The 25,728-nt window shown below is 57.1% G+C and carries 29 protein-coding genes and 1 other RNA gene; 16 read left to right on the top strand and 14 right to left on the bottom strand.

The genetic code is table 11. The features are described 5' to 3' along the window. The first annotated feature begins 68 nt into the window (after positions 1-68). Positions 69-1,226: a ribonuclease D gene (rnd, locus tag BM316_RS06740; protein ID WP_090205592.1), complete on the top strand. Its 1,158-nt coding sequence runs from the start codon at positions 69-71 to the stop codon at positions 1,224-1,226. A 58-nt stretch (positions 1,227-1,284) separates the two neighbouring features. Further along, positions 1,285-1,695, top strand: coding sequence for a SufE family protein (locus BM316_RS06735; protein WP_090205590.1), 411 nt, complete (start codon positions 1,285-1,287; stop codon positions 1,693-1,695). On the opposite strand, the gene BM316_RS06730 is transcribed toward BM316_RS06735, so the two are convergent. The 3 genes from BM316_RS06730 to BM316_RS06720 are packed head-to-tail and all read right to left on the bottom strand — an operon-like array spanning position 1,692 to position 3,269. Further along, on the bottom strand, positions 1,692-2,327 hold the full coding sequence (locus BM316_RS06730; protein WP_090205587.1) for a DUF1638 domain-containing protein: 636 nt from the start codon (positions 2,325-2,327) through the stop codon (positions 1,692-1,694). The two genes, BM316_RS06735 and BM316_RS06730, sit on opposite strands and share 4 nt — an antisense overlap. Continuing rightward, the gene (locus tag BM316_RS06725; protein ID WP_090205584.1) at positions 2,311-2,511 is read right to left on the bottom strand and encodes a hypothetical protein; all 201 of its coding nucleotides are present in this window, start codon (positions 2,509-2,511) and stop codon (positions 2,311-2,313) included. The genes BM316_RS06730 and BM316_RS06725 overlap by 17 nt, the downstream gene beginning before the upstream one ends. A 50-nt stretch (positions 2,512-2,561) precedes the next feature. Then, a complete protein-coding gene (locus BM316_RS06720; RefSeq protein ID WP_090205582.1) occupies positions 2,562-3,269 on the bottom strand; it encodes a cobalamin B12-binding domain-containing protein in 708 nt (235 codons plus the stop codon). A gap of 137 nt (positions 3,270-3,406) precedes the next feature. Between BM316_RS06720 and BM316_RS06715 the strand changes: the two genes are divergently transcribed. Then, a complete protein-coding gene (locus BM316_RS06715; RefSeq protein ID WP_090205579.1) occupies positions 3,407-4,489 on the top strand; it encodes a PA0069 family radical SAM protein in 1,083 nt (360 codons plus the stop codon). 125 nt (positions 4,490-4,614) lie between these two features. Here BM316_RS06715 and bmt read toward each other — a convergent pair whose 3' ends face one another. Then, positions 4,615-5,631: a betaine--homocysteine S-methyltransferase gene (bmt, locus tag BM316_RS06710; protein WP_090207660.1), complete on the bottom strand. Its 1,017-nt coding sequence runs from the start codon at positions 5,629-5,631 to the stop codon at positions 4,615-4,617. A 147-nt stretch (positions 5,632-5,778) separates the two neighbouring features. Next, on the bottom strand, positions 5,779-6,093 hold the full coding sequence (locus tag BM316_RS06705; protein ID WP_090205576.1) for a DUF1476 domain-containing protein: 315 nt from the start codon (positions 6,091-6,093) through the stop codon (positions 5,779-5,781). 136 nt (positions 6,094-6,229) lie between these two features. Here BM316_RS06705 and purC point away from each other — a divergent pair, with 136 nt between their 5' ends. The 7 genes from purC to denD all read left to right on the top strand — a co-directional run bounded on the left by purC (position 6,230) and on the right by denD (position 15,133). Then, positions 6,230-6,994: a phosphoribosylaminoimidazolesuccinocarboxamide synthase gene (gene purC, locus BM316_RS06700; protein WP_090205573.1), complete on the top strand. Its 765-nt coding sequence runs from the start codon at positions 6,230-6,232 to the stop codon at positions 6,992-6,994. Between the two features lie 24 nt (positions 6,995-7,018). Beyond that, positions 7,019-7,249, top strand: coding sequence for a phosphoribosylformylglycinamidine synthase subunit PurS (gene purS / locus BM316_RS06695; RefSeq protein WP_090205570.1), 231 nt, complete (start codon positions 7,019-7,021; stop codon positions 7,247-7,249). Further along, complete coding sequence (purQ, locus tag BM316_RS06690; protein WP_090205567.1) at positions 7,249-7,917, top strand: phosphoribosylformylglycinamidine synthase subunit PurQ; 669 nt, start codon at positions 7,249-7,251, stop codon at positions 7,915-7,917. The genes purS and purQ overlap by 1 nt, the downstream gene beginning before the upstream one ends. A 44-nt stretch (positions 7,918-7,961) precedes the next feature. Next, positions 7,962-9,716 carry a sensor histidine kinase gene (locus tag BM316_RS06685; protein ID WP_090205564.1) on the top strand — a complete coding sequence of 585 codons (1,755 nt, stop codon included), beginning with the start codon at positions 7,962-7,964 and terminating at the stop codon, positions 9,714-9,716. An 11-nt stretch (positions 9,717-9,727) separates the two neighbouring features. After that, a complete protein-coding gene (locus BM316_RS06680; RefSeq protein ID WP_090205562.1) occupies positions 9,728-11,059 on the top strand; it encodes a sigma-54-dependent transcriptional regulator in 1,332 nt (443 codons plus the stop codon). A gap of 385 nt (positions 11,060-11,444) precedes the next feature. Next, positions 11,445-14,171 (top strand): Rne/Rng family ribonuclease, encoded by a 2,727-nt coding sequence (locus BM316_RS06675; protein ID WP_090205559.1) that lies wholly within the window; start codon positions 11,445-11,447, stop codon positions 14,169-14,171. Beyond that, entirely contained in the window at positions 14,150-15,133 is a 984-nt protein-coding gene (denD, locus tag BM316_RS06670) for a D-erythronate dehydrogenase (RefSeq protein WP_207493629.1), read from the top strand. Before BM316_RS06675 ends, denD begins: the two co-directional genes overlap by 22 nt. Here the strand turns inward: denD and BM316_RS06665 are convergent. Continuing rightward, positions 15,112-15,339: a sulfurtransferase TusA family protein gene (locus BM316_RS06665; protein WP_090205554.1), complete on the bottom strand. Its 228-nt coding sequence runs from the start codon at positions 15,337-15,339 to the stop codon at positions 15,112-15,114. The genes denD and BM316_RS06665 overlap by 22 nt on opposite strands. A 105-nt stretch (positions 15,340-15,444) precedes the next feature. Between BM316_RS06665 and BM316_RS06660 the strand changes: the two genes are divergently transcribed. From BM316_RS06660 to BM316_RS06645, 4 genes are all read left to right on the top strand, one after another. Further along, on the top strand, positions 15,445-16,200 hold the full coding sequence (locus BM316_RS06660; protein ID WP_090205551.1) for a cytochrome c biogenesis CcdA family protein: 756 nt from the start codon (positions 15,445-15,447) through the stop codon (positions 16,198-16,200). Positions 16,201-16,255: 55 nt separating this feature from the next. Beyond that, positions 16,256-17,503 (top strand): hypothetical protein, encoded by a 1,248-nt coding sequence (locus BM316_RS06655; RefSeq protein WP_090205548.1) that lies wholly within the window; start codon positions 16,256-16,258, stop codon positions 17,501-17,503. Further along, positions 17,500-18,885 carry a cytochrome P450 gene (locus BM316_RS06650; protein WP_090205546.1) on the top strand — a complete coding sequence of 462 codons (1,386 nt, stop codon included), beginning with the start codon at positions 17,500-17,502 and terminating at the stop codon, positions 18,883-18,885. Before BM316_RS06655 ends, BM316_RS06650 begins: the two co-directional genes overlap by 4 nt. Positions 18,886-19,152: 267 nt before the next feature. Then, positions 19,153-19,347: a hypothetical protein gene (locus BM316_RS06645; protein ID WP_165606545.1), complete on the top strand. Its 195-nt coding sequence runs from the start codon at positions 19,153-19,155 to the stop codon at positions 19,345-19,347. Here the strand turns inward: BM316_RS06645 and BM316_RS06640 are convergent. The 7 genes from BM316_RS06640 to ssrA all read right to left on the bottom strand — a co-directional run bounded on the left by BM316_RS06640 (position 19,344) and on the right by ssrA (position 24,125). Then, positions 19,344-19,565 (bottom strand): ribbon-helix-helix domain-containing protein, encoded by a 222-nt coding sequence (locus tag BM316_RS06640; RefSeq protein WP_090205541.1) that lies wholly within the window; start codon positions 19,563-19,565, stop codon positions 19,344-19,346. The two genes, BM316_RS06645 and BM316_RS06640, sit on opposite strands and share 4 nt — an antisense overlap. Next, a complete protein-coding gene (locus BM316_RS06635) occupies positions 19,562-19,738 on the bottom strand; it encodes a DUF4169 family protein (protein WP_090205538.1) in 177 nt (58 codons plus the stop codon). Before BM316_RS06635 ends, BM316_RS06640 begins: the two co-directional genes overlap by 4 nt. Next, a complete protein-coding gene (gene fumC / locus BM316_RS06630) occupies positions 19,735-21,126 on the bottom strand; it encodes a class II fumarate hydratase (RefSeq protein WP_090205536.1) in 1,392 nt (463 codons plus the stop codon). Before fumC ends, BM316_RS06635 begins: the two co-directional genes overlap by 4 nt. A gap of 111 nt (positions 21,127-21,237) precedes the next feature. Beyond that, positions 21,238-21,720: an SspB family protein gene (locus tag BM316_RS06625; protein WP_207493627.1), complete on the bottom strand. Its 483-nt coding sequence runs from the start codon at positions 21,718-21,720 to the stop codon at positions 21,238-21,240. Between the two features lie 77 nt (positions 21,721-21,797). Beyond that, the gene (chrA, locus tag BM316_RS06620) at positions 21,798-23,057 is read right to left on the bottom strand and encodes a chromate efflux transporter (protein ID WP_090205533.1); all 1,260 of its coding nucleotides are present in this window, start codon (positions 23,055-23,057) and stop codon (positions 21,798-21,800) included. Then, on the bottom strand, positions 23,050-23,706 hold the full coding sequence (locus BM316_RS06615) for a DUF1194 domain-containing protein (protein WP_090207654.1): 657 nt from the start codon (positions 23,704-23,706) through the stop codon (positions 23,050-23,052). The genes chrA and BM316_RS06615 overlap by 8 nt, the downstream gene beginning before the upstream one ends. Before the next feature lie 71 nt (positions 23,707-23,777). Continuing rightward, positions 23,778-24,125: a transfer-messenger RNA gene (gene ssrA, locus BM316_RS06610) on the bottom strand. An 87-nt stretch (positions 24,126-24,212) separates the two neighbouring features. Here ssrA and BM316_RS06605 point away from each other — a divergent pair. Continuing rightward, positions 24,213-24,851, top strand: coding sequence for an SOS response-associated peptidase (locus BM316_RS06605; RefSeq protein ID WP_090205530.1), 639 nt, complete (start codon positions 24,213-24,215; stop codon positions 24,849-24,851). Between the two features lie 17 nt (positions 24,852-24,868). Beyond that, positions 24,869-25,234: a hypothetical protein gene (locus BM316_RS06600; protein WP_090205527.1), complete on the top strand. Its 366-nt coding sequence runs from the start codon at positions 24,869-24,871 to the stop codon at positions 25,232-25,234. Between the two features lie 30 nt (positions 25,235-25,264). Here the strand turns inward: BM316_RS06600 and BM316_RS06595 are convergent, their stop codons facing one another. Beyond that, positions 25,265-25,702, bottom strand: a complete 438-nt coding sequence (locus BM316_RS06595) for a COG4315 family predicted lipoprotein (RefSeq protein WP_131802545.1) — start codon at positions 25,700-25,702, stop codon at positions 25,265-25,267. Between the last annotated feature and the right edge of the window lie 26 nt (positions 25,703-25,728).

The following is a 25,728-nucleotide window of genomic DNA, read 5'->3' as shown; positions in this document are numbered from 1 at the left end:
TTTCATCCAGCAGGCTTTCGCCTATCAGGGTTGAATTGACTTCGAGATTCTGGATCGGCTGGAAAAAGATGAGAACAATCACGACAACCGATGAACTTGCGTCTTTTTGCCAAGACGCGGCGAAACGGCACTATGTCACCGTCGATACAGAGTTTCTGCGCGAAAGAACGTATTACTCCAAGCTGTGCCTGATTCAGTTGGCGTACCGTGACGAAAACGGTGAGGACGCTGTCCTCGTTGACCCGCTGGTTGACGATCTGTCGCTCGCGCCGCTTTACGACCTCTTCCGTGATGAGGGCTGTGTGAAAGTCTTCCACGCGGCACGGCAGGATCTGGAAATTTTCTTTGTGGACGCCGGCGTGATTCCAGCGCCGCTGTTCGATACCCAAGTTGCCGCGATGGTCTGCGGTTTTGGTGAACAGGCGGGCTATGAAACACTGGTACGCAAGATCGCAAAGGCTGATCTTGATAAGTCGTCGCGCTTTACAGACTGGTCCCGTCGTCCACTGACCGACGCGCAGGCGAAATATGCGCTCGCTGATGTGACGCACCTGCGCGACATTTACGAATACCTCTCTGCCCGTCTGCAAAAAACAGGGCGCAGCAAATGGGTGGCCGAGGAGATGGCCGTGCTCAACGATCCAGAGACCTATCGTGTTGATCCAGACGAGGCATGGCGGCGGGTCAAGACGCGCACGAACTCTGGCAAGTTTCTAGCAATCGTCAGAGAGCTTGCGCGCTTTCGTGAAGCCTACGCCCAAGAGCGCAATGTTCCGCGCAACCGCGTGTTCAAGGATGATGCTCTGATCGAGCTTGCCTCGACCAAGCCGCAAAACGAGAAAGACCTCGGACGGTCACGTCTGTTGCTACGTGAGGCGCGCCGTGGCGACATTGCCGAAGGCATCTTGAAAAGCATCAAGGCAGGTTTGTCAGTGGCACCTGACGATATGCCTAAGATCGCCAATGCCCGCACCAAACTGCAGGTGAACCCGGCACTTGCCGATATGTTGCGTGTCTTGCTCAAGGCGAAGACAGATGAATTTGACGTGGCCCCGAAACTGATTGCGGCCGCCGCCGATCTTGACGCGCTGGCAGCCGGTGAACGTGATGTGCAGGCGCTCAAGGGGTGGCGAAAAGAGGTGTTTGGCAATGACGCCTTGCGCTTGTGTGATGGTGAAGTGGGGCTTGCGGTCAAGGGCCAGAAAGTCGTGACAGTCAGCCTCTGATCTGGACGCAGGGCTGACGACGCACTAGTTCCACACCACATCTAAAAAGAGAGTGAAAATGGCAAATCCGGACTTTGAAGATCTGGTTGATACCTTCGAGTTTCTTGACGATTGGGAGGACCGCTATCGCCATGTGATCGACATGGGAAAGGCGATGCCACCGCTGGAAGAGGCGCTGCGCGTGCCCGCCACCAAAGTTGATGGATGCGCAAGCCAGGTGTGGCTGGTGCCGCAGATCAATGATGGTATCTTCACGTTCCGCGGCGAGAGCGACGCGATGATCGTGCGCGGCCTCATCGCGGTTTTGCGGACGCTTTACAATGAACAGCCCGTGAAGGATGTTCTTGCCATTGATGCCGGCGCTGAGTTGGGACGGTTAGGTCTGAATGATCACTTGTCAGCGCAACGCTCCAACGGATTGCGCGCTATGGTCGAACGTATTCGCGAAACAGCCGCTGCATCAGCTTAGACATTCAAAGTCTTCAATACACCGTCGAGGTCGCCGTACCCAGTATAGCGCCTCTCAAAGGCCAGCCCGAGCCTTTCGGCACAGGCCTCTGCCTTAGCTGTCAGCGCCGCATCCTGCGTTTGTGCCTGATAGACCAGTTTCTCGTAATTTCCGAAATACATGTCTCGCAATTCGGGGTGCTTGGCGAGGCCGAGCGGCTCCCACACAAAGGCATCAAATTGCCTGACGAGGAAATCTGTCAGATAGAATGCTGTGACCTCCTCGCGTGAGGCGAAACTCTCAACACCTTCAAAAAAGGCATAGCAATGCGGACCGGCGACCATCTCGACACCGAGTTCTTCGCAGGCGGTCTGCAACAATCCCCCGGTCCCGCAATCAGCATAGACAACAAAGATGCCATCGTAATCGTCACGATGTTTGGCGACGGCCGCACGCACAGCAGGGACGATTTTGTCAGGCGTGTTGTGCAGGATGGCCGGAAGGCATTGTAGATCAAGATGATCCAACCCGTTGGCAGCCTTGATTGCCAGAATTTCCCGCGCAAGAGCGCCGCAAGCCAGAAGCAAGATCTGACCCCGGCCTGAGGCAGGCAACCCCTGACGGGTCAGAGCGTGATCACTCAGATTGGTCATCGCGCGGACGTGGGGCGAAATAGCGAACCCCGAGCGCCAGTGCCGCAACGGCCAGCGCGAGCAGGATGATTTGCGTCAGCGACGCGCTGCCGGCTGTGCCAACAAATGTGGTGAAAAGGGCGATGGTGCCGCCCGCGAGGGCGATTACAGTCACAAGAATAAAGATCAGACGGTTCAGTGGCATGGCGTTTCTCCTTGTCTGAAAGATAGGAACGCCACGCCCTCTGCAAAAGGTCAGCTCGCAACAGCGCCTTGGTTGTGCTTGCGCGCCATGAAGCTTTTGGCCGTCTCGACCGCGACCGCTGCATCCCGGCAATAGGCATCAGCACCGATCGCTTTGCCGAATTCCTCGTTCAGTGGTGCGCCACCCACGAGGACGATGTAGTCGTCCCGCATGCCTTTCTCGACCATCGTGTCGATCACGACCTTCATGTAAGGCATTGTCGTGGTCAGCAGTGCAGACATGCCGAGGATATCTGGCTGTTCGTTTTCCAATGCTTCGACATATGCCTCGACAGCGTTGTTGATCCCCAGATCGACTACCTCGAAACCGGCACCTTCCATCATCATTGATACAAGGTTCTTGCCGATGTCATGGATGTCACCTTTCACCGTACCGATGACCATCTTGCCAACGCGCGGTGCTCCAGTTTCTGCCAAGAGCGGCTTCAGGATCGACATTCCGCCTTTCATGGCGTTTGCCGCCAAAAGCACTTCTGGAACGAACAGGATACCGTCACGAAAATCGTGGCCGACGATGGTCATGCCGCCCACCAGCGCCTCTGTCAGGATCTTGTAAGGCTCCCATCCGCGCTCAAGCAGAATGTTCACGCCTTCTTCGATCTCCTCCTTCATCCCGTCGTACAGGTCGTCGAACATTTGTGCGACGAGATCTTCGTCGTTGAGTTCAGAAAGGATGATGTCGTCTTCTTCGTCGGACATGGGGGAGACCCTTTGTAAGATGTTGCCTGAAACCTTACTGCGCGGAAATGTCTTTTGACACCTGCATTTTTCCGACATTCGCATAGTCGAGACCGACTTTCCATTGTGTGTGTTCTTGAAATGTTCTAATAAACATCATGCATAAACCGAACCAAACCAAGCAGGCGACAGCGCGGGGACGCGGTGCCGGCTACAACCCCGATATCCGGTTCGATCGGGTTTCCCGTGCCAGTTTCGATGACGGATGGGATATGGTCGAGGATTTGCCGGTGTTGCGCACGCAAGTCCGTGAAGAGTCGGCAAAAACCATCATCAGCACAAACCGCTCGCCTGACTTGTCGTTCGATCAATCTATCAATCCTTACAGGGGGTGCGAACACGGTTGCATCTACTGTTTTGCGCGACCAAGCCATGCATTTCTCGGGCTCTCGCCGGGTTTGGATTTCGAAACCCAACTCACGGTCAAGCCAAATGCCGCGATGCTACTGGAAAAGGCACTGCGCAACCCGCGCTACACGCCCAAAACGATCGCAATCGGGACAAACACCGACCCATACCAGCCGATTGAAAAGACGCGTGAGATCATGCGCGAGATTCTGGGCGTGCTGTCAGACTTCAATCACCCACTTGCGATTGTCACGAAAGGCACATTGATCGGGCGCGACATTGACCTGCTTGCGCCGATGGCGGCGAAAGGACTGCTGAGGGTCGGGATCAGTGTGACAACCCTTGATCCTGAGGTGTCGCGCAAGCTTGAACCCCGTGTGCCGAATCCGGCTGCACGTTTGCGGGTCATACGTGCGCTCAGTGACGCCGGAATACCTGTCCGCGTCATGATCTCACCTGTGATTCCTGCGCTGACGGACCATGAGGTTGAGGCAATTGTCGCGGCGGCAAAGGACGCAGGTGCTGTCGCTGCCTCGTCAATCCTTTTGCGGCTGCCGCGCGAGGTGGCGCCCTTGTTCCGCGACTGGTTGGCAACGCATTATCCTGACCGCGCGGCAAGGATCATGAATCGCGTCAGAGAGCTCCATGGCGGAAAAGACTACGATCCCACTTTCGGGAAGCGGATGACGGGGCAGGGCGTCTGGGCTGAACTGCAGCACCAACGTTTCAAACAGGCAAGCGCCCGCTACGGTCTGGACAGGCGGCTACCGCCATTGCGGACCGATCTCTTTGCCGTGCCACCGCAAGCCGGCGACCAGATGGCGCTTTTCTAGGCGGCCTTCCTGACGCTTGCGAACCATTGATACGCAGAGACGTCATAAGAAATGGGAACTGCCTTGCGGAATATGGCTTCTCGCGTGTCAGGCGTTGCGGGTGTAGCGCCATTGTCACCGCAGCGTCAAGACCGGCGTCGACGTCCTCTGCGCGGGGTTGCAGCCGGTCCAGCGCCATCAGTGCCGTCGGACACGGACGAGAATGCGCCGAGCTTTTCGGTGATGACTTCGAGGCTCGGCGCGTCCGATTTCGGTCGGGTCTCAAGTGCTTCGCGCATGGCACGCAGATGTTCCGGTGTCGTCCCGCAGCAACCGCCGATGATGGTCGCACCGCAGTCGCGTGCCAGAACCGCATAGTCAGCCATCAGCGCGGGTGTGCCATCGTAGTGGATATGTCCGTCGTGATACTTGGGGATACCTGCGTTCCCCTTTGCGATGATCGGCAGCGCCGGACCAGCGGCGGCGAAGCCCAGAACGGTGCGCAGCAAATCAGATGCACCAACACCGCAGTTGGCCCCGAAAGCGACCGGCTGATGGGCAAGTTTACCAACTTTCTTCACCATATCGGCAGAGGTCAGACCCATCATCGTCCGTCCGGCGGTGTCGAAACTCATTGTGCCACACCATGGCATTTCTGCCTTGGCAAAGGCTTCTGCTGCGGCGGCGAATTCTTCGGGCGCGCTGATTGTCTCAACCCACAGCACATCGGCGCCACCGTCCTTGAGGCCCTCTGCCTGCTCATGGAACATCTCCACGGCGGTCTCATGTGTCAGGCTGCCCATCGGGGCCATGATTTCACCCGTTGGTCCAACAGATCCTGCGACAATAACCTTGTGGTCTGCTTGATCTGCAACCTCACGTCCCAGTTCGGCAGCAGCTTTGTTCAACTCGTGCACGCGCCCTTCGGCCCCATGAAGCTTGAGGCGCGAGGCGTTGGCGCCAAAGCTGTTGGTCAGAAAGATATCGCTGCCCGCGTCTGCAGCACCTTTGTAGAGGGCAATGATCTTCGCGGTTTCCGTCACATTCCAGAGTTCAGGCGCATCGCCAGACATCAATCCCATATTGAAAAGATTGGTGCCGGTGGCGCCATCTGCCATCAGCCAATCACGCGTGGACAGCAGGGCGGACAGTGGGTTCGTCATAAAAAGCTCCGGGGGTTTGGATAGCGCACGCGTGCCATGATCAGCCCGTCGGTGCAAATGCAAAAGCTGCATATTCATTATGCGCAAAAGACAGAAAGCCGCGCAGCGGGCGCGGCTTTCAATAATGCTCCGAATTGATACGGGCGCTTAGATTTCGCTCATGATCTGGGCTTTGGCCTCAACCAGAAACTCAGCCATCTTAGCGCGGATGGTCTGCTCGTCGGCGCGGTCGCCAAGATCACCAGATACTTTGCGATAAACGTCTTCGTGCCCAGCTTCTTCAAAATCGGCTTTGACGACTTCCTTGGCATATTCGGCGGCCTCGTCGCCGGATTTTCCCATCAAACCCGCTGCCCAGAGGCCAAGCAGCTTGTTGCGGCGTGCTTCGGCTTTGAACTGCATTTCTGCGTCATGCGCGAACTTGTTTTCAAAGGCGTGTTCGCGATCGTCAAATGTGCTCATGGTGGACCCCTCGTGATTTGCGACAGTGTTAATACAGATATGCCTATGCAGGTGCTTGCCCGCAAGGGGGGCTTGCACTATGACGCGGCCATGATGCGTCCCGAACCGGTGACGCACGCGAGCTTGAGGGTCTAAAATGGCACGCCGCAAGAAGCTTTACGAAGGCAAGGCAAAAGTCCTTTACGAAGGTCCGGAGCCGGGCACGCTTGTCCAGTATTTCAAGGACGATGCGACGGCCTTCAACGCCGAAAAGAAAGACGTGATCGAAGGCAAAGGTGTCCTGAACAACCGTTTGTCAGAGTTCTTCATGACCGGCCTGACGCAAATCGGCATTCCGAACCATTTTCTCAAGCGTCTGAACATGCGCGAGCAGTTGATCCGACAGGTCGAGATCGTGCCACTTGAGGTGATTGTGCGCAACTTTGCTGCAGGCACAATGGCCAAGCGCCTCGGCATGGAAGAGGGGACGGCACTGCCTCGCCCGATTGTTGAATTTTCCTACAAGGATGATAGCCTCGGTGATCCTCTGGTTCCGGAAGAATACATCATCGCGTTTGGCTGGGCATCGCAGCAGGAACTGGACGATATCGTCAGCATGGCCCTGCGGGTGAATGACTGGATGTCCGGCGTCATGTATGGCGTCGGGATCAAGCTGATCGACTTCAAAATCGAGATTGGTCGTGTGTGGGAAGGTGACTTTGCGCGCCTGATCGTCGCCGATGAGATCAGCCCGGACAGCTGCCGTCTTTGGGATATGGAGACGGGTCAGAAGCTGGACAAGGATGTCTTCCGCCGCGATTTGGGCAACCTGCGTGACGCCTATACCGAAGTCGCACGCAGGCTTGGTGTCATGCCCACAAACGTGACCCACCCGCCAAGCAAGCCCACATTGATCAACTAACACCGCTGCAAAAAGGATCAGCCGATGAAAGCCCGTGTCCATGTGATGTTGAAAAACGGAGTGCTCGACCCACAAGGAGAGGCTGTCAGGCACGCATTGGGGTCACTGGGTTTCGACGGCGTCGAAGGCGTACGGCAGGGCAAGGTGATCGAGCTTGATCTGGCAGACGGAACGACCGAAGACACTATCAACGAGATGTGTGAAAAGCTGCTCGCGAATACGGTGATCGAAAGCTACCGGGTCGAGGTTCTCTGATGCGCGCGGCGGTCATTGTTTTTCCAGGGTCCAACTGTGACCGCGACATGGCGGTGGCACTGAAGGCTGCAGGCGCTGATGTCAGCATGGTCTGGCATAAGGACGCCAGCCTGCCCGACAATGTTGACCTCGTTGCGATTCCGGGTGGCTTTTCATTCGGTGACTATCTGCGCTGCGGGGCGATTGCAGCGAAATCACCGATCTGCAAGGCCGTTGTGAACCATGCAGAGCGCGGTGGTTATGTTTTGGGCGTCTGCAATGGGTTTCAGGTACTGACTGAAACCGGGCTGCTTCCAGGTGCGCTGATGCGCAACGCGCAGTTGAAGTTCTTGTGCAAAACCGTTGATCTTAAAGTGGAAACTTCGGAAAGCGCATTTACCGATGGCTACAGCGCCGGCGATACTGTTGCTTATCCCATCGCACACCACGATGGAAATTACACTGTCGACCCAGATACACTGACCGCCTTGCAAGATCAGGATCGCATTGCCTTCACTTACGCTGAGAACCCGAACGGGTCAGTCGCGGATATTGCAGGTGTTCTGTCAGAGAACCGCCGCGTTCTGGGCATGATGCCGCATCCTGAGCGGGCAGTTGATGCCGGACATGGTGGGACAGACGGGCAGGCGCTCTTTCGTGGGCTTGTCGGACAATTCGCCAACGCCTGACAGGTTTCTTGCCCGTTTGGTGTCACTCCCCTTAGACTGCGAGCATGTTTGGATTGGGTAACGCCACAGCAACACGTGCGCGCGGGCGCTGGTATCTGCGCTTTGCAATTTTCGTCATCTGCATGTTTGCCGTGGTGGTCATCTATGTGTCCAACCAGTTTCTGACGCAACGGTTCACAGAAACGATTGCCAATCGCGCCGAAGTGCGGCTGGCGCTTCATGTGTCAAACCTGATGAATGAATTGCAGCGGAATGCTGTGGTCCCACAATTGTTGGCGCGTGACCCTGATCTGATCGAAGCACTGTCTGATAATGATTATTCCCAGACGACAGCGCGGCTTCTGTCCTTTGTCGATGAAATTGGGGCGGCGTCTTTGACGTTGCTTGATCGTGAAGGGCGGGTGGTTGCCGCAACGGACCGGTCACGGATTGGGGAAAACCTGCGCAGCTCCGGGCAATTTGTCGACGCAACACGCTCAAACCAAACAGTTTTCACCACATATCAGGATTCCGAAGGGCAGTTCGACTTCATCTATTCGCGCAAAGTCGAGGCAGACGGCAATCTTGCAGGCGTCGTGATGGTCGAGGTCAATGCGCCACGTGTCGAAAGCGGCTGGGTCGGGGTGTCGGATGCTGTCTTCGTCACCGACAGCGAAGGCACGATCATCCTCGCCACAGAGCCGCGCTGGCGCGGCTTTACCGAAGCAGAGGCGCTTGCGCGACAATCAGCACCGTCCGCCATTGAGCGGGCCATCCGTGTGACACGGGGGTGGGCCGCGCTGCCACCTGACGCCTACGTCAGCGGAGAGGCCGTTTTGCGGCGCGAAATGCGCGTTCCCCATCAGGGGTGGCGCATGGTCAGTTTCACGACCTATGCTTCTGTGCGTGATCGTGTGAACGGCATCCTTGCCTTAGAGGCGATGGGTTTTGCGATTCTGCTGGCATTCCTCTTTTGGTCACTGTCGCGAAAGACGGCATCGCGTCTGGTGTTCTTTCAGCGCGAGTCAGCGCAGCTTCGCGCATTGAACCGCCGCTTGCAGCGGGAAATCGCCGAGCGGGAGAAGGTGGAAAAGACACTGGAAGTCGCGGAGCAGACAATCGCCCAGTCTTCAAAGCTTGCAGCACTCGGTGAGATGTCGGCCGCCGTCAGCCATGAGCTTAACCAGCCCTTGGCGGCAATGAAGACCTACCTAGCCGGCGCAAAGCTTTTGCTGCAAAGGGAGCGCCCCGACGAGGCGCTGTCATCGTTCCAGCGCATCGACGACCTTCTTGAACGCATGGGTGCCTTGACGCGCCAACTCAAATCATACGCCCGCAAGGGAACGGATGCCTTTGAACCTGTAGATACAGGGGCTGCCGTTTCGACCGCGCTGTCGTTGATGGAGCCGCAGTTGAAAGCGCGCGCGGTAAACATCGTGCGGATTATCCCGGACGAACCAGTCATGGTGCTGGGCGATCGTTTGCGTCTGGAACAGGTGATTATCAATCTGCTGCGCAACGCGCTTGACGCGACGAAGTCCTCACAAAACCCGACGGTTGAGATATTATTAGCGAAGGGTGACATTGTGAGCCTGACGATTCGTGACAATGGTCCGGGGATCGAAAACCTTGATGAGCTTTTCGAGCCTTTCTACACCACCAAGCAACCCGGTGACGGGGTGGGGCTGGGGCTTGCTATTTCCTCTGGCATTGTGAACGATTTGGGTGGGCGCCTGACAGCTCGCAATGCGGCTGATGGCGGGGCTATTTTCGAGGTGCAACTGCCTGCCATCAAACAGGGGGTCGCCGCGGCAGAATAAGGAATGCAGGCATGACGAAAGCCATGAAGGTCGCAATCGTCGATGATGAAAAGGATATGCGCCAGTCCATATCCCAATGGTTGGCTTTGTCGGGGTTTGATACAGAAACCTTTGCGTCTGCCGAAGAGGCGCTGAAATCACTCGGTTCGGATTATCCCGGCATTGTGGTCAGCGACATCAAGATGCCCGGCATGGACGGGATGCAGTTCCTCAAAAAGCTCAAGGGCGTCGATAGCTCGCTTCCAGTCATCATGATCACGGGTCATGGCGATGTGCCCATGGCGGTCGAGGCGATGCGCGTCGGTGCATTCGATTTTCTGGAAAAACCATTCAACCCTGACCGCATGACAGAGCTTGCCAAGCGGGCAACCCAGGCGCGCAGGCTGATCCTCGACAATCGTGCACTACGCAAGGAGCTTTCTGACGGCTCTGCCTTGATCAAGAAACTGATCGGACAATCGCCCGCAATGGAGCGCCTGAAAGAGGATATTCTGGATCTCGGTCAGGCTGACGGCCATGTGCTGATCGAAGGTGAGACAGGGACGGGCAAGACGCTGGTGGCCCACGCACTTCATGCGGTCGGAGCGCGTGCCAACAAGAAATTCGTCCTCATCAGTTGTGCGGCCTATGATGAAGAAACACTGACACGCCGGATCTTCGGGCCTGCGCGTTCTGATGAGAACATACCGGCCATTGAGGAAGCGCGCGGCGGCACGCTGGTGCTTGAGGATATCGAGGCGCTGAGCTCTCAACTGCAGTCGCGGCTGCTGACGGCGATCAATGACCAGGGGACACCTGCCGAAACACGCATCATTGCGATTTGCAACTTGCAAGAACAGAACAAGACGCTCGAGGATGTGTTGCGGCCTGATTTGTTCTACAGGCTGGCCGCTTTGCGCGTTGTCGTGCCGCCATTGCGTCAACGTGGCGAAGACATCCTGACGCTGTTCACGCGTCTTGGCGAACAGTTTGCCGACGAATACGGCTGCGACGCGCCAGAGGTGACGGCGCAAGAGGCTGCACAGCTATTGCAGGCACCATGGCCGGGCAATGTGCGCCAACTGATCAATGTGGCCGAAAGGGCGGTTTTGCAGAACCGCCGCGGGTCTGGGTCGATCGCATCGCTCTTGATGGCCGATGTCGAAGAGACCAAACCGGCGATGACAACCGAGGGCAAACCACTCAAGGAGTTCGTCGAAGCCTTTGAGCGGATGCTGATCGACAACACCATGCGGCGCCATCGTGGGTCGATTGTTTCGGTGATGGAAGAGCTGTGCCTGCCGCGCCGGACCTTGAACGAAAAGATGGCAAAATACGGTCTGCAACGGTCAGATTACCTTTGATGGTGCAGTGATGCACACGGACACTTGTGCAAGGTGGCAAATCTCCCTTATGTAGACAGTACGGGTGCCCGCGAGATGGTTTTGCGGTGATATCCGATCGGAATTCTCTGCAACGCGGGAAATCAGATTTTCAAGCGACGCAGCTGATTTGACCTTTACAGGTCAGGAGAACGCCGCAGGTCGTGCGACACCGCCGACCGGGCCATGAACGGGCCTCATTGGAGGTCGGAGAGAAACGCGATGCAAAGCGCGCTGATTTTGAGGCATGATGCAGCCGTCCTGAGGGACGCTGGCACAGCCCGCGCGCAAATCGCCAACATCAAACATGTAACACGGACTACGGCACCCCCTGGGGCGCCGCCGGGGTTATTTGTGAACGGACAAAATGCCAAAGAAAATGCTCATCGATGCCACGCACGCGGAAGAAACCCGCGTTGTTGTGGTCGACGGAAACAAAGTCGAAGAATTTGATTTTGAAAGCCAGTTCAAGCGTCAGCTTGCTGGGAATATCTACCTTGCAAAGGTAACACGTGTAGAACCATCGCTTCAGGCGGCCTTCGTGGATTACGGCGGCAACCGCCATGGTTTTCTCGCGTTTTCGGAAATTCACCCCGATTACTATCAGATCCCTGTCGCTGACCGCGAAGCGCTGATCGCTGAAGAAAAGGCCTATGCCGAAGCGATGAAGGCAGAGGCTGAAGCAGAGGCTGAGAAGGCAAAGGACGACAAGCCGAAACCGAAGCGTCGCCGCCGCCGGACAAAAGCAGCAGACGTTGCCAATGGCGATGCAATCGTCACAGAAGAGGTCGAAACGCCCGAAGAGGAAACCTCTGGCGATATCGCCGGTATGGAAACGATTGACCTCGGCGATAGTGACGAGGGCAGTTCACCTATGGAATTGGTCGGTGAAACTCCGGTCGAGACGCCGTCCAACGATGAGGACGACGAAGACGATGACGATGCAGCTGATGCCGAAGGCGATGATGAAGACTCCGATCCGTCTGCAAAGGACGAAGAGATCGAAAGCGTCGCTGAAGAAGATGACACCGATGAAGTCCGCCCTGTGCGCAAGCCGCGCCCAAAGCGGTACAAAATTCAGGAAGTTATCAAGGTTCGCCAAATCCTGCTGATTCAGGTCGTCAAGGAAGAACGCGGCAACAAGGGCGCTGCGCTGACGACCTATCTGTCGTTGGCGGGTCGCTACTGTGTGCTGATGCCAAACACCGCACGCGGTGGCGGGATCAGCCGCAAGATCACGAACGCGGCTGACCGCAAAAAGCTGAAGGATATCGCAAGCTCTTTGACGGTGCCCGATGGCGCTGGACTGATCATCCGCACTGCCGGTGCGCAGCGGACAAAGGCCGAGATCAAGCGCGACTATGAATACCTGCAGCGGATGTGGGAACAGATCCGCGATCTGACTCTGAAATCCTCTGCGCCTGCAAAGATCTACGAAGAGGGCGACCTGATCAAGCGGTCGATCCGTGATCTCTACTCAAAAGAGATTGACGAGGTGATCGTCGCCGGCGAACCGGGGTACCGGACGGCGAAAGACTTCATGAAAATGATCATGCCGTCCCATGCCAAGAACGTGAAAAACTACACTGATCAGCTCCCGCTTTTTGCACGCTATCAGGTGGAAGGCTACCTAAACGGTATGTTCAATCCGACCGTGCAGCTTCCGTCGGGTGGCTACATCGTGATTGGCATCACCGAGGCTTTGGTGGCTATTGACGTGAACTCAGGACGTGCCACCAAGGAAGGGTCGATTGAGCAGACTGCGCTCAAGACAAACCTTGAGGCTGCTGACGAAGTCGCGCGGCAACTGCGCCTGCGCGACCTTGCCGGTCTTATTGTTATCGACTTCATCGATATGGACGAGCGCAAAAACAACAATGCGGTTGAAAAGCGGTTCAAAGACCGCCTCAAAACGGACCGTGCACGCATTCAGGTTGGCCGGATCTCCGGATTTGGGCTGCTCGAAATGTCGCGCCAGCGTCTGCGTCCCGGCATGTTGGAAGCGACCACACAGATGTGCCCGCACTGCCACGGCACAGGATTGCTTCGCTCTGACGATAACGTTGCACTCGCAATCCTGCGCGCCCTTGAGGAAGAAGGCGTGCGGGGACGTTCGAAAGAAGTTCTCGTCAAGGCACCGATCTCGATTGCGAACTTCCTGATGAACGGAAAGCGCGAGCATATCGCCGACATTGAAACCCGTTACGGGATGTCGGTCCGGATCGAATGTGATCCTGCGCTCGTCTCGCCGGACTATGCGATTGAAAAGTTCAAGACTGCCACGCGTGTTGTTCCGGAACCTGCGCAGGTGGTGAGCGCGGCCGTCGTTATGGAAGAGCAAAGCGATGATGATGCTGGCATTATCATTGACGATGACGATGATGATAACACCCCTGAGGAACAGGCATCCGAAGACAAGCCAAAGCGCAAACGCCGTCGCCGGCGTCGCCGCCGCGGTGGGGGCAACAAGGACGGTGAAAACCAGACGCAAACTCAGGACGAGAGCGGGACCGAATCCGATACGCCTTCTGAGGATGCCCCTTCGGCAGAACCTGTAGAGGCAAAGACGCCGGAAGAGGCACCTGCCGAGAAGCCAAAGCGCACGCGTAGCCGCCGCAAGAAAAGTGACGCCGACACAGAGACCTCGGAAGAGGTGACTGCACCTGAGGCAGAGGCTTCTGCTGCTGACGCCAAATCCGAAACCGATGCTGAAGAGAAACCGGCACCGAAAAAGCGGACGCGGCGCAAGAAAGCTGACTCCAGCGCTGAGGAGGGGGGTACTCCGGCCGCTGCCGAAGCAGAGGCAACCCCTGAGGCCGAAGAAAAGCCCAAACCCAAGCGCACCCGCCGCAAGAAGGCCGAACCAAAATCAGAGGACGCGCCTAAGGCAGAGGACGCGCCAAAGGCAGAGGAAGCACCGCAGGTTGCCGCATCCGAGCCTGAGCAGCCTCAGCAGGACACACAAGCGCCTGACCCGGAACCTGCGCCACAGGTCGAAGTGGTGTCAGAAGCAACGGTCGAGACAGTGACCTCCGAACCGGCGGCTGAAGACAAGCCCAAGCGTAAGGGCTGGTGGAACATCGGTCGTTCATGAACGGCACGGTCGTGATCACAGGGGGCTGCGGCTTTTTAGGCGCAGCCCTCGCGCGTTTGATAGCGACACGCGGTGTGACGCTGCCAGATGGCCGCCACATTGAACCGCGCATTGCGCTGTGGGACAGGCCGGACGCGATTGCCCCTGATCTGGACGGCACGACATTTGCGGCCGTCGATATTTCTGACCCTCAGGCTGTGTCTGCAGCCATGCCCGATGACGTGGTTCTTGTGTATCATCTCGCTGCCGTTGTGAGCGGGCAGGCCGAAGCTGATTATGACCTCGCGATGCGCGTCAATCTGGGCGGGACCAATGCCATTCTGGCCGCGACACGTGCTGCGGGCGACAACATTCCGCTGATCGGGACGTCGTCATTGGCCGTCTATGGCGGTCGACCTTCCGAGCCGCTGACCGAAGCAACACAAATCCAGCCACAGAATACCTATGGCGTCACGAAAGCTATGGCGGAACTTGTGATGGCGGACTACCGCCGCCGTGGCTGGGTGGATGCCCGCACGTTGAGATTGCCGACTGTGACCGTGAGACCGGGGAAACCGAATGCTGCGGCTTCATCATTCGCTTCCTCAATCATCCGCGAGCCTTTGAAAGGCGAAGAGGCAATCTGCCCTGTCGATCCCGGGCTGGCGATGTGGGTCGCTTCGCCGGATGCCGCTGTCGCAGCACTTTGGCATGCCTCGTCGGTCGCGTCAGAGGACTGGCCCGCCTTCGGGGCCGTCAATGTTCCGGGGTTGCGCGTCACTGTCAGTGAAATGATTGCGGCCCTACGCCACCACGCAGGAGATACTGCGGCTGACCTGATCAGGATGGAACCGGACGAACGGATAGCCGCAATCGTTGGCACATGGCCCACGCTTTTTGACACCTCGCTTGCTCAGCGCCTGGGGTTTGCAGGAGACGCAGACCTTGATGCGATTCTGACTCAAGCTCTGGCGATGAAATAGACCTGCGACGCGCCCAGATCGTCTGACGCCAACAGGGTGTGGCCGGCCTCTTGGCAGAAATGCGGGATATCGATGACAGCGGCAGGATCATCGGCCTCGACACGCAAGATCTGGCCTGATTGTAGGGCCATCAGCCGCTTTCGGGCTTTTAACACGGGCAGGGGGCAAAGCAGCCCCTTGGCATCCAACTCAGCATCAAAATCCATAGGCTGGAGGTAAGGCCGATGTTTCATTTTGTCCACCAAGATGTGACAGCTTCGCACGTGACCTTGGCCGATGGCTGGCTTAGGTAGGAGGGCGAAAGGATACCCATGCTCGATACAGCGCTGATCTTCGACGCGGCTCTCTTGCCTGCCATGCTGGTCGCTATGGCAGCGGGCGTTCTGTCGTTCCTGAGCCCCTGCGTTCTGCCGGTCGTGCCGCCTTATCTGGCCTATATGGGCGGTGTCTCTGTCAGCGAAATGGAAGAAGCACGGCAGGCACGCAGACGCGTTTTTGTGGCATCTGTTTTCTTCGTGCTGGGTCTTTCCACCGTGTTTCTTTTGCTCGGGATGGCATTCTCGGCCATGGGTCGGATGCTGCTGGCGTGGCAGGATGCGATGCTGATTGGCGCTGGTTTGTTGATCATGGTACTTGGCGCGCATTTCATTGGCGTCTTCAGGATCGGGTTTCTGGACCGCGAAATGCGGGTTGATGCGGGCGATCGGGGTGGATCGGCCTTCGGTGCCTATTTGCTTGGGTTGGCATTTGCATTCGGTTGGACGCCCTGCCTTGGGCCAATCCTTGGCGCGATATTGAGCCTTGCGGCATCAGAGGCAGACGTGACACGCGGTGCAACCTTGCTGGCAATCTACGCACTTGGCCTTGGAATTCCCTTCCTGCTCGTTGCTGCATTCTTTCCGCGCCTGAAAGGCGTCATGGCCTGGATGAAGCGCCATATGGACAGGATCGAGCGGATATCGGGGCTCTTGCTCTGGACCGTTGGTCTGATGATGATCACCGGGCAATTCGCAGCATTCAGTTTTTGGCTGCTCGAGACCTTTCCCGCTCTCGCATTGGTGGGCTAAACCACTATGCTGATCTGACGCGAGAAAGACGCGGAACGGTCAGGATCAGGCGGGTATGGCAAAAAACGCAAAGCAGGTCAGGCGCAGGCGGGTGTTCCACATCCCCGGCTATGATCCTATGCACCCGCGCCGCTATCGTGAACTTTACCGCACAGAAGGGGCCGCACAGGCGGCGATTTCTGGCTACCGCATCCGCGTGCAAGCGGCATCCTCTCAAGACAGCTTTTGCTGGGACGTTACCGGTGAATTCGCGAAAGCGACGGTGAAATCCCGGATCGATGTGTTGATGTGGTCGGACATCGTCAGAGACAGCATGGCGCAGTCGATCCCGGCAACGTATCTGCAACTTCTCAAAACCGCTTGGACGTACATCGGAACTGGCGCTCTCTTTCGATTGATGCGTCTGCGCAAGGGCCCCATCATAGCAGCGCTCTATCCTGTTGTGTTCCTGCTTGCCCAGCTTGGCATTGCCGTTGGCGCTGGCTGGCTTTTGGGAGGGGCTGCTGCGCAGATTGTCGGTGCTGGAACAGGCGAAGGTGCGTTTGCGGCCTGGCTTGCGCTGACGGCACAATGGTTTGTCCTCGGGCTTGTCGCAACCGTGATCCTGCGCTGGTTCAAGTCGTTGGACAACCGTGTCTTTGCCTACTACCTCACGCATGACTACGCGTTCTCGGCAAACGCGAATGGCGCATATCCCGAAAGGCTTGAGGCCCGTCTGGACCAGTTTGCGGATCAAATTGCTGCGGCCCTTCAAGAGACAACGGATGAGGTGCTCGTTGTCGGGCATTCGTCTGGCGCGCATCTTGCAATCTCGATCGTGGCGGATCTTCTGCGTGATGGCCGTGTGCCCCGGAACGGTCCAACCCTTTCGCTGCTGACCTTGGGACAGGTGGTTCCCATGGTGTCATTCCTGCCGAAAGCTGACCGGCTGAGGGCAGATCTGAAATACCTCAGCGAAAATGACGCCTTGGCTTGGGTGGATGTCACAGCACCTGGTGATGGTTGCTGTTTTGCGCTTTGCGACCCTGTGGCCGTCTCTGGTGTCGCAGGGCAATCGCAAAAGTGGCCACTGGTCCTTTCGGCTGCCTTCACCAAGACACTCTCAGCAAGCAGGTGGCGGCAATTACGCTGGCGGTTCTTCCGGCTCCACTTCCAATATCTTTGCGCCTTCGATCAGCCGCAGGGGTACGACTACTTTCAGATCACAGCGGGACCGATGACGTTGAGGGACCGTTTCGCAGGGCGAGGCCACTCGCGCTCGCGTTTCGCACAAGCGATCTCGAAATACCGGTCCGTTGCATGAGTGACCCGCAGCCACCCAAACCGGAGTCCCGGCCTGAGCGTGTCTCGCTTTGGCGCTACATGCGTCTTTTCCGCAAGGACATCCTGTCAGCGCAGCCGGCGAAACTCTATCGGGCGTGGATGGCGGAATTTAGAACCCCCTTCTTCAGAAGCTTTCTCGTCAATGATCCGGCCCTGCTAGATGTGGTTTTGAAAGAACGCCCAGATGATTTTCCGAAGTCGGACAGGATTGGTGCGGGGTTGCGCCCGCTTTTGGGTGAAAGCGTCTTTTTGACAAACGGCGATGTTTGGAAGCGGCAAAGGCGCATTATCGACCCAGCTTTTGCAGGGGGGCGTCTGAAGGATACATTTGACGGGATCAAAGGCGCGGCTGACGCTGGTGTGGTGCGGCTGAAGGCATCTGGTGATGGCGCGCAGGAAATCGAAGCAGTGGCGAGCCATATCGCCGCTGACGTGATCTTCAGGACGCTCTTTTCGATCCCCATTGAGGATGAAACGGCGCAGAAGGTCTTTTTGGCGTTTCAGGCGTATCAGCGCACGCAACCCATCTTGAACCTTGCTGCGTTCATCAATGGCCCGCGCTGGATGCCACGCTTTTTCAAATCACAGACACGGCGCACTGCGAAGGAAATCCGCCAGTTGATTGCGCAGCTCACAGAGCAGCGTTTGGCGTTGATCGCGGCGGGTGACGCCCCTGATGATCTGGCCACCAAAATCCTGACGACAGTTGATTCTGAAACTGGCGAGACATTCTCTCGTGATGAAATGATCGACCAGGTCGCGATCTTTTTCCTCGCCGGTCACGAAACGAGTGCATCGGCGCTGTCCTGGGCGCTTTATCTTTTGGCGCTTTATCCTGAATGGCAGAGAAAGCTGGCAGAGGAAGCACGGGCCTATGATGGTTCTTTTGCCGGCCTATCGGGGCTGAAGCTGACGAAGGATGTGTTCCGCGAAACCCTACGCCTTTATCCGCCGGTGCCGATGATGGTGCGCGAAGCCGCCCGACCAGAGAGATTTCGCAATCGAGACGTCCCGCACGGCGCACAAATCGTGTTATCGCCCTGGCACCTGCATCGCCATGAACGGCTTTGGCAAAACCCTGACGGTTTTGATCCTGGACGCTGGTCGACCGAAGACGCGAAGGAAGCGGCGCGCAAGGCCTATATGCCATTCTCGGCAGGTCCGCGGGTCTGCAGCGGGGCAGGGTTTGCCATGATTGAAGGCGTCGTTCTTCTGGCGACCCTGCTTCGCGCGTTTGAGTTTGAGATCAGCACCCCGCGCCCACCTGTGCCGGTTGCGCATCTGACCGTCAGATCGCGTGGCGGGATTTGGCTGACAATTCATCCGCGAAGTGATTCTTGTTTCGAAAAGGTAAACGGTTGATTTTGAGACAAAAAATAACAGTAGATGAACGGGGTAAACCTGTCTTCGCCTTAACCGCTCAAATCATTGGCAAATTTCCGCTCTTTTCACGCTGGTTGCCGAAATGTGTTCAAACTAAGGCAAAGAAAAGACGAATTGTGATTGGCGCATATGCCGCCTTTGTGCCACAACTAACAGGTGACTTATTTATCAAGTAATTTTTCGTTGTTGGGGTAAGGTATGACTATTTCGCTGCCAGGTTCCAAGAAACGCGGTCTTGCTGGGCTGTTGGGACAGAAGAAGACTCAGAACATCAAACCCGCTGCACAAAAGCAGCTGGAGGCAGCTCAGGTTGCCAAGTTGTTCCAGAAGGGTGTTGAAGAGCCGAAGGAGTATCGGCCTGCTAAACTCAATGCCCACGAAATCAAGGAACGCGACGCGCTGTCCAGTCTGCGCGGTGCACTTTACAAGCGGAAACGCTAGTTTTCCAAAGCGCGTTCGAGAACAAATATCCTGATCGCTGACGCGAGGCCGATGTCGCCGCGCGCGGCGTCAATCTCTGCGGCAAGCCCGTTGATGGTGTCTCCCTGCGCATCAGCGATGCGCTTGAACTCTTTCCAGAAAATATCTTCCAGCGAGACACTCGTCCGGTGACCTTTGAGCGTCAGAGAGCGCTTTACCGGACGGCGGTGATCGGTCATTCGGTGTCCCGTTTGTGTTGGTCAAGGCGCGCGACCGCCTGAGCCGCTCGCGCCTTGTCCAGATCCTTTTGTGCCTTTGTACGGCCAAACCGCACAGCGTTTTCATCCGCTTGTGATTTGGCCGCAGCGCGGGCCTTTGCCTTGCGAACCTTGTTGAGGTTCACCGGCTTCATTTGGGGCCGATCATCTCTTCAGGGCGGACCACACGCTCGAAGGTCTCTTCATCGACAAAGCCAAGCTTGATCGCCTCTTCCTTGAGGGTTGTGCCGTTCTTGTGCGCTGTCTTTGCGACGGTCGTGGCGTTGTCATAGCCGATTGTCGGGGCAAGCGCAGTTACCAGCATCAGCGATTCACGCATCAACTGGTCGATGCGACGCTCGTCCGCCTTGATCCCGACGACGCAGTTATCGGTGAATGCGCTGCAGGCATCGCCGATCAGTTGCATCGACTGCAACACATTGTAGGCCATCATCGGCTTCATCACGTTCAGTTCGAAGTGTCCTTGGGAACCGGCAAAGCCAACGGCAGCGTCATTGCCCATGACGTGCGCGCAGACCTGTGTGATGGCTTCAACCTGCGTGGGGTTCACCTTGCCGGGCATGATCGAAGACCCTGGCTCGTTCTCGGGCAGCATCAACTCGCCAAGTCCACAACGCGGGCCCGAGCCGAGGAAGCGGATATCGCAAGCGATCTTGTAAAGGCTCGCAGCGACTGTTTTCAGCGCGCCTGACATCTCGACCAATGCATCATGCGTGGCCAAGGCTTCGAATTTATTCGGGGCAGTGACAAAGGGCAGGCCGGTGATCTCGGCCATGTTCGCAGCAACAGTCTCGCCCCAACCTTTTGGCGTGTTCAGGCCGGTGCCGACGGCGGTGCCGCCTTGCGCCAATTCGTAGATCGCGGGCAGGGCGCCTTTGATCCGACGGATGCCCATCGCGACCTGATGCACATAGCCAGAGAATTCCTGACCCAGCGTCAGCGGCGTTGCATCCATTGTATGCGTGCGGCCGATCTTGATGATGTGGTCAAACTCAGCCTGTTTTTCCGCAAGCGCCGCATGCAGTTTTTCCAGTCCCGGCAGCAAGACATCGCGGGCGGTCATTGCAACAGCGATATGCATCGCAGTCGGGAAGGTGTCATTTGATGACTGACCCATGTTGCAGTGATCATTCGGGTGGACAGGGTCCTTGGAGCCGATTTCGCCGCCCAGAATTTCAATCGCGCGGTTCGAGATGACCTCATTTGCGTTCATGTTGGACTGGGTGCCGGATCCGGTCTGCCAGACCACCAGCGGGAAGTGATCATCGAGTTTGCCGGCAACTACCTCTGAAGCGGCTTCGATGATGGCGTCAGCGCGTTCAGCGTCAAGTTTTCCGCGTTCTTTGTTGGCCATGGCACAGGCCTGCTTGATCACACCAAGCGCGCGCACGATCGCGACAGGCTGCTTTTCCCAGCCGATGGGGAAGTTCATGATGGACCGCTGGGTCTGTGCCCCCCAGTAGCGATCTGCAGGGACCTCAAGTGGGCCGAAGCTATCGGATTCAGTACGTGTGGCGGTCATGGTGTTCCCCTTGGCTGTCGTTCCCCTGACCTATAGGCAGGCAGACTTCGCAGGGCAATAAGCACGCGACGCTTGCGGCGTTTTGTTAGCGCAAAACGGCGTTCTCGCGGGCTATTTCCGGAACTTGTCGAGGCTGACGACTTCTGCCTCGCGGGGAGCATCGTCAGATGTATCGTCCGGTTCGACCATTTCTTCCATCGGAGCCTCTGCCACGTCGCGCGGCGCGTCAGCCTCGTCATCGTCCTGCGTTTCAAAACGCAATCCGAATTCGACGGATGGATCTACGAAAGTCTTGATCGCATCGTAGGGAATATAAAGCGGTTCAGGGTTGTCGCCGAAATTCAGCGTGATCGCGAAACCTTCGTCTGTGACGTCGAGGTTGGCAAACCAGTGCTGGATGACAATCGTCATTTCGCCAGGATAGCGGTCAGACAGCCAGTCGGCGATTTCGACATCAGGATGCATCGTGTCGAAGGTGATGAAGAAATGATGCTGCCCGGGAAGCCCGTCCTGCTGCACATCAGAGAGCACCTGCTGGATCAAGCTGCGCATCGCGCGATGCATCAGATTGCCATAGTCGATTGTCTTGGACACGGGACCGATCTCTCCTCTGCTTGAAACTCAGCATAAGGGATTCGATGGGAGTGAAAAGGGGAAGCTGCGTCAACCGCCTAAAGCGTACCCGCGAACGCACCCAGGATAGCGCAGATCGCCAGTGTCGCAGGAAGAGGCATCTGGCGGCGAAATATCAGATAAGCGGCGACCAATGACAGGGCCACGGCTTTGAGGTGGATGTCAGACACATCGGGAATAAAGGTCGTCACTGGCCCGGCGTTGAACTGGGTGACCGTTCCGAAGAAGACATGAAACGCAAACCAAAGCGACAGGCTGGCAATCACGCCAACCACAGCAGCCATGACGCCCGCCAATGCCTTTCGCAGGCGCGGTTGACCGTCAAGCCAATCAATCAGCGGGGCGCCGGCAAAGATCCAGATGAAACAGGGCACGAATGTCACCCAGAGCGTTAATGCCCCTGCAACGAAGGCCATTTGCGCACCACCTTGCGCCGCACCAGCCAACATACCGACAAACTGTGTGACAAGGATCAACGGCCCTGGCGTTGTTTCGGCAAGCCCCAAAGCGTCGATCATTTGTTCCGTCGTCAGCCATTCCAGATTCACGACGACCTCTTGCGTCATGTATGCCAGAACCGCGTAAGCACCACCGAATGTCACGACCGCAAGCTTTGAAAAGAAAAGGCCAAGCGAGACGAGAAAGGTGCTGTCCTGCAGCCAGAGAACGACCAAAGGCATGGCCCAGATGATCAGGCCGACCAGCAGGATCAGCGCCGATTTGCGCAGCGAAACGGGTGCCACCGTCTGCGCTGGCTGCGCGGTTCCGGACCCAAGCGCGGCAACCACTGCCGCAACCGCAATCACAAGCGGAAACGGGACGGCAAAGACGTATAACGCGACGAAGGCCGCGATTGCGATGATCCGGTGCCTGATACTGATGAGTGCGCGGCGCGCCAGTTTGATCAAGGCTTCAATGACAATCACCACGACTGCAGCTTGAATGCCTAAAAACACAGCCTGAACAACGGGCAGTGCGCCAAAGCTCAAGTAGAGATATGCAAGAATAGAGATAACAATCGCACCCGGCAGGACAAACAGGCCGCCGCCGATCAACCCGCCGGCAACACCGCGCTGTTTCCAGCCTGCGTAGGTCGCAAGCTGCATTGCCTCGGGACCGGGCAGAAGCATGCAGAAAGACAGGGCTTTGAGGAAATCTGCCTCAGTCAGCCATTTCTGCTCTTCGACGAGCGATTTGTGCATCAGCGCAATCTGCGCGGCAGGTCCACCGAAAGACAGGATACCGATCCGTCCGAACACACGGCAAAGATCGGCAAAGCTGGGTGAGGAACTAGCCAAAGATCCTGCTGATCTCGCGTAGGATCTTCGCGCGAAGGGTGGCGGGGTATTCTCTGTGTGTTCTGGCTGTCATCACGAAACCGTTTCGGGTGATGACGGATGACTGGTAGAAATTGGTGATCGCGACACCGAGAGACTCAATCGCGATGCCGTTGATGGTGACACCGGCCCTTTCAGCTGCGTTGCGCGCGACCCTGACGTCTGAACCGCCGTTGGGGGTGCCATCGCCTGAGATGTCGATGACGCGCCTGTTGCACTGTGGGACATCATCAAACATCCGCAGCGAAAAATAGATCGCCTCAGCCGGGGCGGTGTCCGACAAGACAAATGCACGTTCAAGTGCGCGGGCCTGCTGGGAGAGCCGCTCAACATCAAACACGGTTTTGACCTCTGTCCAAGGTATTGAAATTTCTTGTTTATCTTCACCTGACCACTGCACAACAGCAACTGTTGTTCCGGTCTGGACCATGGTGTCGCGGATTTCGGGGTCCTGCAGGGCATCCGCCAGACCGTCGATCTGGAGGCGATATTCGGCAACATCGACCGAGTTTGAGACGTCTATTGTCAGGATCAACGCAGTGTCGCAGGCGTATGTGGTCGCAGGGGCAAGGGCAAGCGCGCAAGCAAAGGCAGAAGACTTCAAATTCATGGCGCAGAAGGTGACACGCGGACGCCTGATTTCAAGTGCGAAACGATGGCCAGCCCAACAATACTGTGTGAAATGCAGGTTTCTGTTGCCAGGTACCTGCGAACCCCGCCTGAGGTCGCAAAACCTCAGGAGTTAGATTTCGATATTACGCGCAGCTTAGGCTGCGAGTGCCATCGGTGCTTTGTTGTCATTTGCAACTAGCTTATGTGAACCGATAACGGTGGTATCTCACCGAGACAAAGCAAACCCCTTTAGACGTTCGTCGATCCTGTTTCGGCCCCATGATCCCCAAATGAAGGATTTTGGTGGAGCCGCCGGGTACCGCCCCCGGGTCCGATCCGCTTATTACGAGCGCGTTTATGTCCATAGTCCCGAAGGACATCCTATAGATAAGGCGGGGGGCGGGGTGCTGCAAGGGCCTGAAATTACCGTACACATGCTGTACACAGGCTGTACACAGCCCGTACACCGGCTGTGCATACACTGTGCAGCGGGGGCATCAGGCCATGTGCAACCTTTATTCTCTGACCTCGACCCAATCGGCGATTGCCGATCTGGTCAATCTGTGGCGCGATGATACGGGCAATCTGCCGTCTTTGCCGGCAATCTATCCAGACTACCCGGCCCCGGTCGTCACCCACGAGGATGATGGCCGCGTGATGCGGATGATGCGGTGGGGCATGCCGTCGCCTGCTTTCGCATTGAAAGGCAAAAAGACCGACAAGGGTGTCACGAACGTCCGTAACACCAAATCGCCGCACTGGCGGCGGTGGTTGGGGCCTGCACATCGCTGCGTCGTCCCCTTTACCAGCTTTTCAGAGTACAAGGCCGTGAAGGGTGGGCGGCCCGAGGTGGTCTGGTTCGCCCCAACAGGGGAACAGAAGACGCTCTTTTTTGCTGGCATCTGGACCAACTGGACGTCTGTGAGAAAGCTCAAGGAGGGCGAGGTGACGGCGGACATCTTTGCCTTTCTGACCGTAGAGCCGAATGCCGTCGTTGCACCAATCCACCCCAAAGCGATGCCCGTCATCCTGCGCAGCGCTGAAGCTGTCGATCACTGGTTGTCAGCGCCCACCGAAGAGGCCCTGCGGCTGCAAAGGCCCTTTCCAGATGACGGGCTGGGAGTGGTGGATGAGGCGGTTTAGATGTGAGGGAGCAAGAAATGAGTTTTGATATCGGTTTCTGGCGCTATCACGAAGGTGCTGAAGAGGATCATGTAGCGGTCTATGCTGCGCTGTTGGACGGCGAGGATGTAGCTGCTGTTCAGCAGATCGACACCGCCGCGATGGTCGCTACGCTGGGTACTGTGCTGAAAGGCTGGACCCGCGAGGGCGAGATCTATTGGACCTCGCCTCAGCACAGGATGTCGGCGCAGACCGGCGACAAGCTTTTGGCGCTGAGTATGAACTTTGGTGCGGCGCGCAGCGTGCTTTTGAAGGTTTCAACGCCCATGCGGCGCTACGGGTGCGGGTTGTGGAACCCGCAGATGAATGCCTGGCTGCCCGGCTATGATATCGCAGACAACTAGCTATCTGTACTGCGGGTGTCCCTTGGGGCCTCAATCGGTAGAAATCGCCGTGCCATCCGGCGCAATCAGATACCAGCGTCCGCCAAAGCTGCGGATTCCGTGGCCAATCGGTTCGCCCTCGGCGGTGTCGCGGTAGAAATAGAACAAGGCATTTGAATTGTAGATCGCGACTTCCTCGCCTTCCCACATCACAGTGGCAGCGAGTTGGCTGTCCATTTCATCATCCACAACCAGATCACCGTCCACGGTGACAAGGGGCCATTCGCCAAGGCAGCGGGCGTTGCAGGAATCAAGTGGTGTCTGCCCGTCGCCTGCGCCGATGCGGGTGTCGAACATATAGACCGGCAGGCCGTTGCCTGCTTCGACGTAGGGTCCGTGTTCATCGCTGATGGCCACTTGCAGGCTTGTGCCGTCGGTCGCCAATGCGGTGCTGGCGCAAAGTGTTGCGGCCAGAGTGATCATGCTCATCTTCTTTTTCATTTGGTCCTCTTGCA

Origin of the sequence: Yoonia litorea, assembly GCF_900114675.1 — a bacterium.
Classification (GTDB): domain Bacteria; phylum Pseudomonadota; class Alphaproteobacteria; order Rhodobacterales; family Rhodobacteraceae; genus Yoonia; species Yoonia litorea.
This window is presented reverse-complemented; position numbering and strand designations above follow the sequence as displayed.